This is a genomic window from Geobacillus sp. 47C-IIb, assembly GCF_014679705.1.
In the GTDB taxonomy this organism is placed as follows: domain Bacteria; phylum Bacillota; class Bacilli; order Bacillales; family Anoxybacillaceae; genus Geobacillus; species Geobacillus thermodenitrificans.
On sequence record NZ_CP061473.1, the window covers coordinates 2,070,563 to 2,083,383 of the forward strand.

Consider the following 12,821-nt stretch of genomic DNA (forward strand, 5'->3'; position numbering starts at 1 on the left):
TCAAGGCGGCCGTTTATCGACCTTCTCGATCATCGTGGACATCGCCCGCCTTATGTCCGTTCGGTTTTGCGTAACACAATGTTACTCATTCGAAGGAGGGAGAGCCGCTCGATGGCAAAAGACGATGTAATTGAAGTGGAAGGCACCGTCATTGAAACATTGCCAAATGCGATGTTTCGTGTAGAATTAGAAAATGGGCACACAGTATTGGCCCATGTGTCCGGCAAAATCCGTATGCACTTCATCCGCATTTTGCCTGGCGATAAAGTGACGGTGGAGTTGTCGCCGTATGATTTAACGCGTGGACGGATTACGTATCGATATAAATAAAGAATGCACTCCGTTTAATAGGGAGGTAAACAACATGAAAGTGAGACCATCTGTCAAACCAATTTGCGAAAAATGCAAAGTCATTCGCAGACATGGCAAAGTAATGGTCATTTGTGAAAATCCGAAGCATAAACAACGTCAAGGGTAATTTCCAAGGAGGTGTACAATATGGCACGTATTGCAGGTGTTGACATTCCGCGCGATAAACGAGTAGTTATTTCGTTAACATACATTTATGGGATCGGCAAACCGACTGCGCAAAAAATCTTAAAAGAAGCAGGCGTATCGGAAGACACACGCGTTCGCGATTTAACGGAAGAGGAGCTTGGCCGCATTCGTGAAATCGTTGGCCGCTTAAAAGTGGAAGGCGACTTGCGCCGTGAAGTATCGTTAAACATTAAACGGTTAATGGAAATCGGCTGCTATCGTGGTCTTCGTCATCGCCGTGGGTTGCCGGTTCGTGGTCAAAACACGAAAAACAATGCTCGCACGCGTAAAGGCCCGCGCCGTACGGTAGCGAACAAGAAGAAATAATCATGCAAAGGAGGTCATTTGACGAATGGCACGTAGAACAAATACTCGTAAACGCCGCGTAAGAAAAAATATTGATACGGGCATCGCTCATATTCGTTCGACTTTCAACAACACGATCGTAACGATTACGGACGTTCATGGCAACGCCATTGCTTGGTCAAGCGCTGGCGCATTAGGGTTCAAAGGTTCGCGCAAATCGACGCCGTTTGCAGCACAAATGGCTGCAGAGGCAGCAGCAAAAGCATCGATGGAACATGGCATGAAAACGGTCGAAGTGAACGTGAAAGGTCCTGGGGCTGGCCGTGAAGCAGCGATCCGTGCGTTGCAAGCAGCCGGATTAGAAATTACGGCGATCAAAGACGTCACTCCGATCCCGCACAATGGATGCCGTCCGCCAAAACGTCGCCGCGTGTAACGCCCCTGTATAGAATTTGAACCATTGTCAATAATGGGATATGATAAAGACCATGACAGGGGAGCCGGCTTCGTCCGCTGGCAAGCGTAGATATAGATTTATGGGGGAATGTTATTAGGCGTGTACCGTTTGGTCGGGGTCTCGACGTTTTGAAGGAGGGTATAATAATCGATGATTGAAATTGAAAAGCCGAAAATTGAAACGGTCGAACTGAGCGAAGATGCCAAATACGGCAAATTCGTGGTCGAACCGCTCGAGCGCGGATATGGAACAACCTTAGGGAACTCCTTGCGTCGTATCCTATTGTCTTCACTCCCTGGTGCGGCTGTGACATCGGTGCAAATCGACGGTGTACTGCACGAGTTTTCAACGATTGAAGGCGTCGTCGAGGATGTAACAGCCATCATTCTGAATGTCAAAAAGTTAGCGTTGAAAATTTACTCGGACGAAGAGAAAACGTTGGAAATCGATGTGCAGGGTGAAGGAGTTGTCACGGCTGCCGATATTACTCACGACAGCGATGTAGAAATTTTAAACCCGGACCTTCATATTGCTACGCTGGCGGAAGGTGGTCGCTTGCGCATGCGCATGACCGCCAGACGGGGGCGTGGGTATGTACCGGCTGAGGCGAACAAGCGTGAAGATCAGCCAATCGGCGTGATTCCGATCGACTCCATTTATACGCCTGTCTCCCGAGTTTCCTATCAAGTTGAGAACACGCGGGTCGGTCAGGTGACAGACTATGACAAATTGACGATTGACGTGTGGACCGATGGAAGCATCGGGCCGAAAGAGGCCATTTCCCTTGGGGCGAAAATTTTAACTGAGCACTTGAACATTTTTGTCGGCCTGACGGATGAAGCACAAAATGCTGAGATCATGGTAGAAAAAGAGGACGACCAAAAAGAAAAAGTGCTCGAAATGACGATCGAGGAACTCGATCTTTCTGTCCGTTCCTACAACTGCTTAAAACGTGCCGGCATCAACACCGTTCAAGAGCTGACGCAAAAAACGGAAGAAGATATGATGAAAGTGCGCAACCTCGGCCGCAAATCGCTTGAAGAAGTGAAGGCGAAGCTGGCCGAGCTGGGGCTTAGCCTGCGTAAAGACGATTAAGCGCCAGTCTCCGCCGACAAGGCGGAAGCGCGCTTTAGCCATAGATTTCGCGTTCGGCGTCAACCGATCATGACGGCAATGAGGAACACATTATTTTAAGAGGGAGGGACATTCGATGTCGTACAGAAAATTAGGACGCACTACTTCTCAACGAAAAGCATTGCTTCGCGATTTAGCGACGGACTTAATCATCAACGAACGCATCGAAACGACTGAGGCACGGGCAAAAGAATTGCGCTCGGTTATTGAAAAAATGATCACGCTCGGCAAACGCGGCGATTTGCATGCTCGCCGTCAAGCAGCGGCATTTATTCGCAATGAAGTCGCCAACAGCGAAACTGGCCAAGATGCACTGCAAAAGCTGTTCAGTGACATTGCGCCGCGCTACCAAGATCGCCAAGGCGGCTATACGCGCATTATGAAACTTGGTCCTCGCCGCGGTGACGGGGCGCCGATGGTCATTATCGAACTCGTGTAACGGTTGTTTTATTTCAACAAGGGCGAGACAGTTTCTTTTGAACTGGATCTATGCCCTTTTTTTGTTTACCATCATTTAGCAAGGTATGGTTGAGAATGTGACGAGGCAAGGAGAAACCATTATGGCCGAACCGATCCTTTCGATCGAAGGAGTGTATTTCCGTTATCCGAACCAATCGGAGTATGCGGTACAAAACGTTAGCTTCCAAGCCGAGCGCGGAGAGTGGCTGGCGATTGTCGGTCATAACGGATCCGGTAAGTCGACCATTGCCCGGCTGCTCATCGGCCTGCTTCGGCCGGAGCGGGGCGTCATTCGCCTATTCGGACGCCCGCTCGATGAAACAACCGTTTGGGATGTACGCCGCCGTGTCGGCATGGTGTTCCAAAATCCAGATAACCAGTTTGTCGGGACGACCGTTGAAGACGATATCGCCTTTGCTCTTGAAAACAACGGCATTCCGCGTGATGAAATGGTCGAGCGTATCCATGAAGCTGTCCGCCAAGTGCATATGGAATCGTTTCTCGAACACGAGCCACACCGGCTTTCCGGTGGGCAGAAGCAACGTGTTGCCATCGCTGGCATTTTAGCGCTTCGTCCCGACATGATCATTTTGGACGAAGCAACATCGATGCTCGATCCGCGTGGGAGGGAAGAAGTGCTCGACACGGTGCGCCGCCTGAATCGCCAGCGACGCATCACAGTCGTATCGATCACGCATGATCTGGAAGAAGCGGCGAGAGCAGATCGCATTGTCGTCATGAACAAAGGAGAAGTCATGGCAGAAGGAACGCCGGAACATGTTTTCCGGCTAGGAGGCAAGCTTGAGCGCATCGGGCTTGATCTGCCGTTTGCCGTGAAAATGGGCAGTCGCTTGCGGGAGAAAGGCATTCCGCTTCGGGTGGGATACTTCACGACGGAGGAGTTGGTCGAGGAGCTATGGACATTGTATTCGAAAAAGTAGAGCATGTGTACAATGCCCGTTCGCCGTTCGCCCGCCGGGCGCTATATGATGTGAACGTGACCATTGCGGACGGAACGTATGTCGCCATTGTTGGCCATACGGGTTCGGGCAAATCGACGCTCCTTCAGCATTTAAACGGCTTATTGCAACCGACAAGCGGCACGGTGAAAATCGGCGAAGAGACGATTACCGGCAGCAAGCGACCAAAGCAGCTCAAACCGTTGCGCAAAAAAGTCGGGATTGTGTTTCAGTTTCCAGAACATCAATTGTTCGAAGAAACGGTTGAGAAAGATATTTGTTTTGGCCCACTCAATTTCGGTGTACCCGAGGAAGAAGCGAAACGAAAGGCAAAAGAGCTCGTCAAGCTTGTCGGGCTCAACGAAGACGTGCTGGCCAAATCGCCGTTCGACTTAAGCGGCGGGCAAATGCGGCGCGTCGCCATTGCCGGCGTACTCGCGCTTGAGCCGGAAATGATCGTGCTTGATGAACCGACTGCTGGACTTGATCCCCGTGGGCGTAAGGAAATTATGGAGATGTTTTATCGTCTTCATCACGAAAAACAGCTAACGACGGTCCTTGTCACCCACAGTATGGAAGATGCCGCCCAATACGCCGACGAAATCATTGTGATGCACGAAGGAACAGTATGGGGCCAAGGGACGCCAGAGGAGATTTTTCGTGATCCCGAGCGGCTTGCCGCCATTGGCTTAAGCGTGCCGGAAACGGTCAAGTTGAAGCAGGAGCTAGAAAGACGGTTTGGCGTCACCATTCCGTCGCCATGCTTAACGATTGAACAGACGGCTGACGCCATCAAGCAATTGTTTTCTAAGGTGAGCGTCCATGACCAATAATTTGATTATCGGGCAATATGTGCCCGGCCATTCACTGATCCACCGTTTAGACCCACGCGCGAAGCTGTTGATCGTGTTTGCCTATGTCCTTATCGTCTTTTTGGCGAACAATGTGGTGACCTATACGGTGTTGTCGTTATTTACGTTCGTTTTTGCGGCCCTGTCGCGCATCCCGCTTTCGTTCATTATGCGCGGCTTAAAGCCGATTTTATGGGTTGTTTTGTTTACGATGTTATTGCATTTATTCATGACGAAAGAAGGGGACGTTGTCTATCAGCTTGGCACCTTTTCGATTTATGAAGGCGGCATTCGACAAGGAATCTTTATTTCGTTGCGGTTTTTGCTGCTTGTGCTCATGACGACGATGCTGACGCTGACGACAACGCCCATTGAAGTGACCGATGGCGTGGAAAGTTTACTCGGGCCGCTCAAAAAAATGCGCGTGCCCGTCCATGAGCTCGCCTTAATGATGGCGATTTCATTGCGATTTATTCCGACACTAATGGAAGAGACAGAAAAAATTATGAAGGCGCAAGCAGCACGTGGTGTCGATTTTTCCGGCGGTCGTTTTTCTGAGCGGGTGAAAGCGATCGTCTCGCTGCTCGTCCCATTGTTTATCAGTTCGTTTAAGCGGGCTGATGAGCTGGCAACAGCGATGGAAGCGCGCGGCTACCGGGGCGGGGAAGGACGGACGAAATTTCGTCAACTCGTCTGGAAGCCGTTGGACACGTCTTTTTTAGTCGCCACCGCGCTGCTGGCTGCATTGCTTTTTCTATTACGTTCATAGCGGAGGACTGCCATGACACGACGAATCAAATGCGTGGTAGCGTATGATGGCACGTATTTTTCCGGCTATCAAGTTCAGCCGGGAAAACGTACGGTGCAAGGCGAGTTCGAGGGAGTGCTCAAGCGGATGCATAAAGGGGATGACGTGCGAATCACGGCTTCCGGGAGGACGGACGCCGGCGTTCACGCCTACGGGCAAGTCATTCACTTTGATACGCCGCTTGCTCTTTCCCCTGAGCAGTGGAAAAAGGCGTTAAACGCCCAGCTTCCAGACGATATCGCTGTCCGCTCGGTAGACGAGGCAGACAGCACGTTTCACGCCCGTTTTTCCGCCAAAGCGAAAGAGTACCGCTATAACGTATGGACGGCGGCCGAGCGCGACGTGTTCCGTCGCCATTATTGCGCATGGCATCCGTACCCGCTCCGTGTAGACGCCATGAGCGAGGCACTCGGCTTGCTTAAGGGGACACACGATTTTACGAGCTTTTGTTCGGCCAAAACGGTGATTGAAGACCGTGTGCGCACCATTTATCAGGCCGAAATGGAAGTGGATGGCCCAATGCTTCAGTTTCGGTTTGTTGGAAGCGGCTTTTTATACAACATGGTGCGCATCATCGTTGGTACAGTGCTTGAGGTCGGCCAAGGGAAACGGCCTCCTGACGATATTGAGGCGCTGCTTGCGGCGAAAGACCGTCGGCTTGCCGGTCCCACCGCGCCGGCTGAAGGGCTGTATTTATGGCGCGTGTATTATGATGGTGAAAGTTTCGGTCATTAGCTGAGGGCTGCTCTTCTCTTCATATAAACTGGCCAAAAGCCCTTTAAGCATCGCAATACGAGTGTTACCTGTCGTTTCCAATTAGGAAGGAAGACAAACGTCTGTTTGAGACGGCCGGGAAAGTTGTATGGTGCGCAAGGCTCCCAAAGGAGAAACGGAAGGTTCATGACAACGAATCCTCGTGTAACATTTTCTTGACATTGGCGCACCGGCAAGCTATCATATCATATGGCATGTATTTTCCACGATTAGCCCCGGACAGCAATCGTGTTGAAATAAACCATCAACTTACTTGTTCATTTTTCTTTTAGGAGGGAACTATATTGCGTACGACTTACATGGCGAAACCGAATGAAGTAGAGCGTAAATGGTACGTTGTCGACGCAGCTGGCAAAACGTTAGGTCGTTTAGCTAGCGAAGTAGCAGCGCTGTTGCGCGGCAAACATAAACCGACGTTCACTCCGCACGTCGACTGCGGGGATCATGTGATCGTCATCAATGCAGACAAAGTCGAACTGACAGGGAAAAAGTTAACGAAAAAACTGTATTATCGCCACAGCTTACACCCGGGCGGTTTGAAAGTAAGAACAGCGCTTGAAATGCGCACAAACTATCCGGAACAAATGATTGAACGGGCAGTACGCGGCATGCTTCCAAAAGGCAGCCTCGGCCGTCAAATGTTCAAAAAGCTGCACGTTTACCGTGGAAGCGAGCATCCGCATCAAGCGCAAAAACCGGAAGTATACGAACTTCGCGGATAATTGACAAGGGAGGGTATTTATTTTGGCACAAGTACAATATTACGGTACAGGTCGTCGCAAAAGCTCAGTTGCCCGCGTCCGCCTCGTCCCGGGCGATGGACGCATCATCGTCAATAAACATGACATTCGTGAATACATTCCGTCGGAAGCGCTCATCGAAATGGTAAAACAACCGCTCGTCCTGACGGAAACGCTCGGCAGCTATGACGTTTTAGTGAACGTCCATGGTGGCGGATTTGCTGGCCAAGCTGGCGCTATTCGTCACGGCATTGCTCGTGCGTTGCTTGAAGTAGATCCGGAATTCCGCGCGGTATTGAAGCGCGCTGGCTTGCTGACACGCGATGCCCGCGTGAAAGAACGGAAAAAATATGGGCTCAAAGGCGCCCGCCGCGCTCCGCAGTTCTCGAAACGTTAATCATATCCGTCTATTCCAACCCAGCCAATTTGGCTGGGTTTTTTGCTTATTTCTGCCTTTGGTCCGCACGTATGTTTACGTCCGATCGTTAAACACTACATCGTAAAGGAGCGTGAACAACGATGGCAGTCATCACTTCATTGACGGAAAAAAGGCAGGAAAAGCAGCTTCGCTATGAGCGAAAAATGTTGCGGGAATTGTCGCTCGAGAAACTGCGGGCCAAAGTGCTTGAACATTTTGTCCCTTTCTACCAAACGTATCGGATTTTCCCATCCGTTGTCGAGGAAGGCTGCATTGACTTGGCCATTGAAGCATATTTGCTTGGCGCTCATTACAGCCGGTTTGGCTATTATGGGGAACCAACCGACAGTGTGCGCCAGCGCTGTGTCCGAGAGGAGAAATATTTGGTTGACACGCTGTTTGATTTTCTTTGCTTTTGGGGCAATGTTGAGGATGATATCCGAGGTGAGTCACTTTACTATGCATGCGAGCAATATATCAGTAACTGGTGGACAGAAGGATTTGAACGGGGGAAAAAGCGGTACCGGCTAAAACTTCACTAAATGAGTTCTATTCCCGCGCCTTGTCCCATATAAGATAGAGAAGGGAAATGCGCGGGAGGAGAAACGATGAAAAAAAAGTGGAAGTGGCTGGTCGCTGTTGCTGCGATCACCATCCTCGGTGTTTTGTTATTTCCATCCTTATTTTCTGATCTTACATCGACCAAGCCTTGGAATCTTCCGTTATCAGGGAGAATTATCGTATTAGACCCCGGCCACGGTGGACCAGACGGCGGTGCTGTTGGCGGCGAGGTGGTAGAAAAGGAAATCGCGCTGAACGTGGCGAAAAAACTGCGCGATTACTTGCAGCAGCAAGGCGCGCTCGTGCTTATGACACGAGAGACGGATCGCGACTTGGCCAGCCCGTCAACGCGCGGCTACAGCCGGCGGAAAACGGAAGACTTGCGTGAACGAACGACATTCATTAACAAGTCCGATGCGGATCTATTCATCAGCATTCATTTAAACGCCATTCCATCGCCGCGATGGCGGGGGGCACAGACGTTTTACTACGGTTCGCTCATCGAAAACGAGCGGCTGGCGAAATTTATCCAGGCTGAGCTACGGCGCAACTTGGAAAACACTCATCGGGTGGCGAAAATGATTGACACGGTTTATTTGTTGAAACACGCGAAAAAGCCAGGTGCGCTTGTTGAGATCGGGTTTTTATCGAATCCGGACGAGCGGGAATTGCTCGCCTCTGATCATTACCAGACGCAACTCGCCGCTTCCATTTACAAAGGGGTATTGCGCTACTTTTCCAATGAACCCACGCTTCGTGAATAGCGAGGGTTTTTTTTGAGTAGAACAGCGGCAGCGAAACATGATCTTTACCAAAGGGAAATGGAAATCCTCATTCCCACTATAAGTAAATGGGAAAGAAGGCTGAACATGGCGGTTTCCTAGCAACTTATGGTATAGTAGATAATAGAAACAGTCATTGATTGAAAAAGGGTTGGTGAATACGATGCTGACGGAAAACGACGTGCGAGCCATTCTTGAAAACATGAAAGACCCATTTTTAAACAAAACGTTTAAGGAAACGAACGCCATTCAAGAAATTAAAATTAAAGAAGAGAAGAACCATGTCAGCGTAAAAATCGCGCTCGCTAAAATCGGTACTCCTGACCAACTCCGCGTACAAACGGCGATCGTCCAACAGTTGAAAGACGCAGGTGCTGCTTCTGTCGGACTGCGGTTTGCCGAACTGCCGCGAGAAGTCGTTGAGGAATATAGCGAGAATAAGCAAAGAACGACATATATCGCTATCGCCAGTGGCAAAGGTGGGGTTGGGAAATCAACCGTTTCTGTCAATTTGGCCGTCGCGCTTGCTCGGCTTGGCAAAAAAGTCGGGTTGATCGACGCTGATATTTACGGGTTTAGTGTACCCGACATGATGGGGATCACCGAGCGCCCAACAGTAAGAGGCGATAAGATTATCCCGGTTGAACGGTTTGGGGTAAAAGTCATTTCGATGGCCTTTTTCGTTGAGGACAACGCTCCGGTTATTTGGCGCGGTCCGATGCTTGGAAAAATGCTCAACAACTTTTTTAAAGAAGTCGAATGGGGCGATTTAGACTACCTGCTGCTTGACCTGCCGCCAGGTACAGGTGACGTCGCTTTAGATGTGCATACGCTTCTGCCGTCATGCAAAGAAATTATCGTTACAACCCCGCATCCAACCGCCGCGTTTGTCGCTGCCCGTGCCGGGGCCATGGCCTTACGCACTGAACACGAGATTATCGGTGTCATCGAAAATATGTCGTATTACGAAAGCCGGAAAACAGGTGAACGGGAATACGTGTTTGGCAAAGGTGGCGGAGCGAAGCTGGCAAAAGAGCTACAAACAGAACTGTTAGGGCAGTTGCCGCTTCAGCAACCAGATTGGAATGACGACGATTTTGCTCCGTCCGTTTATGCGGAAGATCATCCGATTGGGAAAATTTATATGGATATCGCCCGAAAAATTGCCGCGAAGTATTGAACAGCTTAAACATAAAGCGTCCGATGCCTTGAGTCGCTCGCGCTCGTTCCTTTGAGCGTTGGCGAATTTTGGCACACGGACGCTTTTTATTCGATTAACCGCCTTCCCCTTGTTGGCTGCCGCCTCCACCTTCTTCGCCTTCTCCTCCTTCCGCATCTTCCTCTCCTTGTTTTCCGCCGCTTTGTTGGAGTGTTTCTGCTGCTTTTGTTAGCATATCTTGAATTTTGGCTTGATATATCGGACTATTTAACGTTTCCATAATCACTGTTTGCAAATGTTGGCGGAATTCTTTACTTTTTAATACATCGATCATCGCCTTTTCCATTTCAGGATTTTTTAGGATGTCGATCATCATTGCTTGATATTCAGGATCTTTCATGAGCGCCTTCATCATTTTTTCGTGTTCTTTTTGCAATCCTTTAGCAAAGCTTTCCGCGAACTTTGTGTCTTTTAGTGCATTTTCCCAAAATTTCTTTCCTTGATCAGACGTTAACACTTGCTGCAGTATCTCTTTTACAGCCGTTTGATCCATGACGAGCTGTTGCTTCATTTGGTCTTCTGACATAATATCTTGAATCGCCTTTTTCCCCTCGTCCGTTTTTAAAATGTCAACAACCATTCGTTTCGTCTGCTCATAATCCGGGGGAGCAGGGCTGGTTTCTTGAGGAGCACAAGAGCTAAGAACGAGAAAACTGAGCAAGAGGAGCGGTATGCACTTGTTCATAAAAATGAGCTCCTTTCTGCAAAAATCCCTCACCCTTAATATGAATGTTGACGAAAAAAATATGCATTTGGACAAATGGAAGCTGGCTTTTTTAGAAGGGCACTGGTAAAATGTTAAGCGGATTATGCTGAAATGATGGAGGATGAAGCAAACTGTGAACAGCCGTAAATGGGTGCGCTTATTTTTTACTACGCTGCTTGTCGGAGGAATTACTACAGCAGCTGTCGGTATGGTTTTAAACTGGAAAGAGTTTGGGCAGCTTCTTCTGAGTGTGGAGATTGTTGAGTTTATGGCTGTGTTATTATGGCATATTGGCGTTGGTTTTATTTTTAGCGTCATTAGCCAAGCAGGTTTTTTTGCGTATTTGACCGTTCACCGCTTCGGGCTTGGTATGTTCCGCTCGCTATGGAATGCGGTGCAACTTGTCTTGATCATGTTTGTGCTGTTCGATTTAGTGTACTTTCGTTACACGGCGTTTGCAGCAAACGGAGAATCGATAATTCCGTATATACTGATCGCTTTGTTCGTTTTGGTGGTCGGACTGGCTGTTGCCTATGCCAAAAGTGCACAAACGAATAAAGGAGCTTTCGTCCCGGCTTTATTCTTTATGGTCGTTGTGACAATTGTTGAATGGTTCCCGGTTTTGCGTATTAATGATCAAGATTGGCTATATTTGATGTTGATTCCGCTATTAGTATGCAATGCATATCAGCTTCTTATACTGCATAAGTTAACAGGCGGCGCGAAACAATAAAAAGTAACATGCCGCCTGTTTTTTATGATCCCGAACCGAGAAAATCTTCACTTCTCCGTGGGAGCATAGGTGGGGGAGCGTTTGGGAAGTTTCCATTCCAAGTTGAGTAAGAAGCAGGGAGAAGATCCAACGTAGAGAAACATTATCGTGCGGTCCCTGGCAGTGTAGGACCGCACGATAGCCAAGAAGCGGACTTTTTGATACGACACACCCCCGCTGTCTTGACGTTAATCAATTCCCTTGCTTTCAGCTTTACCGTTCGCCAATAGTTCAGAGAGACTAGCGTTTTTATAACCGTTTTCTTTCATCACTTCAATAATTTTTGGCAACGCTTTTGCCGTTTGTTTTGCGGAATCGGAGGCATGAAGGAGCACAATATCCCCCGGATCTAAATCGTTCGTGACGTTTGCTACAATTTGCTCTGTCCCGGGATTCAGCCAGTCTTTCGAGTTGATGCTCCAATGCACAACAGTATAGCCAAGAGACTGCGCAATTTTTAGTACGTTTTTGTTAAAGTTCCCCCCTGGAGGGCGCAACAGTTCAACATTTTTAACCCCCAACGTGTCAAAAACTTTTTTCGCCATCATTAAATCCTGACGGATTTTCGCATTCTCAAGTTCTGTGTAGTTGACAAAATTATACCCCATGCTGCCGATTTCATGTCCTTCTTCTTTGATCCGTTTCACAACAGTCGGATGGCGCTCGGCCCAAGAAGCTGATAAAAAAAAGGTAGCGTTTTTAATCCCTTGCTGTTTCAAAACATCTAAAATTTTGTCTGCATTCTCGTCCCCCCAGCTAATGTTAAACGTCAATGCCACCTCATCGCGGTTATTGTCCACTTTGTATACCGCTTTTGGCCCGGAAGGAAGTGAAAAAACCGGACGGTTCATTTCATAAGCGTACAAAATGACAGCGGTAAAAAAGGCGGAACAAATAACAATAAGTGCCTTTTTCAGCGTCCGCCCATTCAGCGCATAAAACATGGCGTCGATCCCCCTTTAAACAGTTGTCCTATGTACATCTTATGCAGACAGCCATTATCGTTATGAAACATATTTGCCGTGCCCATTGCAGCGGTGGAAACAACGAAGAAGGCGGAGGATGGAAATGGAATATGGCCCTATAATTTATTTGTAATTCCAAGTGAAAAATGTATTGCATTTTTTGTTGTTTGGTGTTATATTAATAAACGTCGCTAATCGAACGGGTTGTTCGAAAGCGATAACCAGTCAAAAGATGTTTAAATAAAAAACAGTTGACAAAGGAAATGCTTTGTGTTAGTATAAAGAAGCTGCTTGCAGGAAGTGAGTTCGCTGAACTGGTTCTTGCAAGAGGAAGTAACTTGCGTGTGAGTGATTGGATAAAATGAAATTCCTC

18 protein-coding genes are annotated in these 12,821 nt (G+C 48.5%); 16 read left to right on the forward strand and 2 right to left on the reverse strand.

Annotation, left to right across the window (positions count from 1 at the left end; genetic code table 11):
• Positions 1-111: 111 nt before the first annotated feature.
• The 15 genes from infA to IC804_RS10625 all read left to right on the forward strand — a co-directional run bounded on the left by infA (position 112) and on the right by IC804_RS10625 (position 9,966).
• The gene (gene infA, locus IC804_RS10555) at positions 112-330 is read left to right on the forward strand and encodes a translation initiation factor IF-1 (RefSeq protein WP_008881922.1); all 219 of its coding nucleotides are present in this window, start codon (positions 112-114) and stop codon (positions 328-330) included.
• A 34-nt stretch (positions 331-364) separates the two neighbouring features.
• Positions 365-478, forward strand: coding sequence for a 50S ribosomal protein L36 (gene rpmJ, locus IC804_RS10560; RefSeq protein WP_008881921.1), 114 nt, complete (start codon positions 365-367; stop codon positions 476-478).
• Positions 479-498: 20 nt separating this feature from the next.
• Positions 499-864: a 30S ribosomal protein S13 gene (rpsM, locus tag IC804_RS10565; RefSeq protein ID WP_008881920.1), complete on the forward strand. Its 366-nt coding sequence runs from the start codon at positions 499-501 to the stop codon at positions 862-864.
• Between the two features lie 25 nt (positions 865-889).
• The gene (gene rpsK / locus IC804_RS10570; RefSeq protein WP_008881919.1) at positions 890-1,279 is read left to right on the forward strand and encodes a 30S ribosomal protein S11; all 390 of its coding nucleotides are present in this window, start codon (positions 890-892) and stop codon (positions 1,277-1,279) included.
• 171 nt (positions 1,280-1,450) lie between these two features.
• Entirely contained in the window at positions 1,451-2,395 is a 945-nt protein-coding gene (locus tag IC804_RS10575) for a DNA-directed RNA polymerase subunit alpha (protein ID WP_008881918.1), read from the forward strand.
• Positions 2,396-2,510: 115 nt separating this feature from the next.
• Positions 2,511-2,873, forward strand: a complete 363-nt coding sequence (gene rplQ, locus IC804_RS10580) for a 50S ribosomal protein L17 (RefSeq protein ID WP_008881917.1) — start codon at positions 2,511-2,513, stop codon at positions 2,871-2,873.
• Positions 2,874-2,994: 121 nt separating this feature from the next.
• Entirely contained in the window at positions 2,995-3,834 is an 840-nt protein-coding gene (locus IC804_RS10585) for an energy-coupling factor ABC transporter ATP-binding protein (protein WP_008881916.1), read from the forward strand.
• Positions 3,810-4,685: an energy-coupling factor ABC transporter ATP-binding protein gene (locus IC804_RS10590; protein WP_008881915.1), complete on the forward strand. Its 876-nt coding sequence runs from the start codon at positions 3,810-3,812 to the stop codon at positions 4,683-4,685. The genes IC804_RS10585 and IC804_RS10590 overlap by 25 nt, the downstream gene beginning before the upstream one ends.
• Positions 4,675-5,472, forward strand: coding sequence for an energy-coupling factor transporter transmembrane component T family protein (locus IC804_RS10595; RefSeq protein WP_081157329.1), 798 nt, complete (start codon positions 4,675-4,677; stop codon positions 5,470-5,472). Before IC804_RS10590 ends, IC804_RS10595 begins: the two co-directional genes overlap by 11 nt.
• Positions 5,473-5,484: 12 nt before the next feature.
• The gene (gene truA / locus IC804_RS10600) at positions 5,485-6,246 is read left to right on the forward strand and encodes a tRNA pseudouridine(38-40) synthase TruA (protein ID WP_008881913.1); all 762 of its coding nucleotides are present in this window, start codon (positions 5,485-5,487) and stop codon (positions 6,244-6,246) included.
• A gap of 323 nt (positions 6,247-6,569) precedes the next feature.
• The gene (gene rplM / locus IC804_RS10605; RefSeq protein WP_008881912.1) at positions 6,570-7,007 is read left to right on the forward strand and encodes a 50S ribosomal protein L13; all 438 of its coding nucleotides are present in this window, start codon (positions 6,570-6,572) and stop codon (positions 7,005-7,007) included.
• 22 nt (positions 7,008-7,029) lie between these two features.
• Complete coding sequence (rpsI, locus tag IC804_RS10610) at positions 7,030-7,422, forward strand: 30S ribosomal protein S9 (RefSeq protein WP_008881911.1); 393 nt, start codon at positions 7,030-7,032, stop codon at positions 7,420-7,422.
• 122 nt (positions 7,423-7,544) lie between these two features.
• Entirely contained in the window at positions 7,545-7,985 is a 441-nt protein-coding gene (locus tag IC804_RS10615; RefSeq protein WP_011886633.1) for a YbaK family protein, read from the forward strand.
• A gap of 66 nt (positions 7,986-8,051) precedes the next feature.
• A complete protein-coding gene (gene cwlD, locus IC804_RS10620) occupies positions 8,052-8,768 on the forward strand; it encodes an N-acetylmuramoyl-L-alanine amidase CwlD (protein ID WP_008881909.1) in 717 nt (238 codons plus the stop codon).
• Positions 8,769-8,949: 181 nt separating this feature from the next.
• The gene (locus tag IC804_RS10625; RefSeq protein WP_008881908.1) at positions 8,950-9,966 is read left to right on the forward strand and encodes an Mrp/NBP35 family ATP-binding protein; all 1,017 of its coding nucleotides are present in this window, start codon (positions 8,950-8,952) and stop codon (positions 9,964-9,966) included.
• Positions 9,967-10,060: 94 nt separating this feature from the next.
• Here the strand turns inward: IC804_RS10625 and gerD are convergent, their stop codons facing one another.
• Positions 10,061-10,690: a spore germination lipoprotein GerD gene (gene gerD / locus IC804_RS10630; RefSeq protein WP_081157328.1), complete on the reverse strand. Its 630-nt coding sequence runs from the start codon at positions 10,688-10,690 to the stop codon at positions 10,061-10,063.
• Between the two features lie 154 nt (positions 10,691-10,844).
• On the opposite strand from gerD, the gene IC804_RS10635 reads away from it, so the two are divergent.
• A complete protein-coding gene (locus tag IC804_RS10635) occupies positions 10,845-11,444 on the forward strand; it encodes a KinB-signaling pathway activation protein (protein WP_008881906.1) in 600 nt (199 codons plus the stop codon).
• Positions 11,445-11,671: 227 nt separating this feature from the next.
• Here the strand turns inward: IC804_RS10635 and pdaB are convergent, their stop codons facing one another.
• Positions 11,672-12,427 (reverse strand): polysaccharide deacetylase family sporulation protein PdaB, encoded by a 756-nt coding sequence (pdaB, locus tag IC804_RS10640; protein WP_011886635.1) that lies wholly within the window; start codon positions 12,425-12,427, stop codon positions 11,672-11,674.
• Positions 12,428-12,821: the final 394 nt, after the last annotated feature.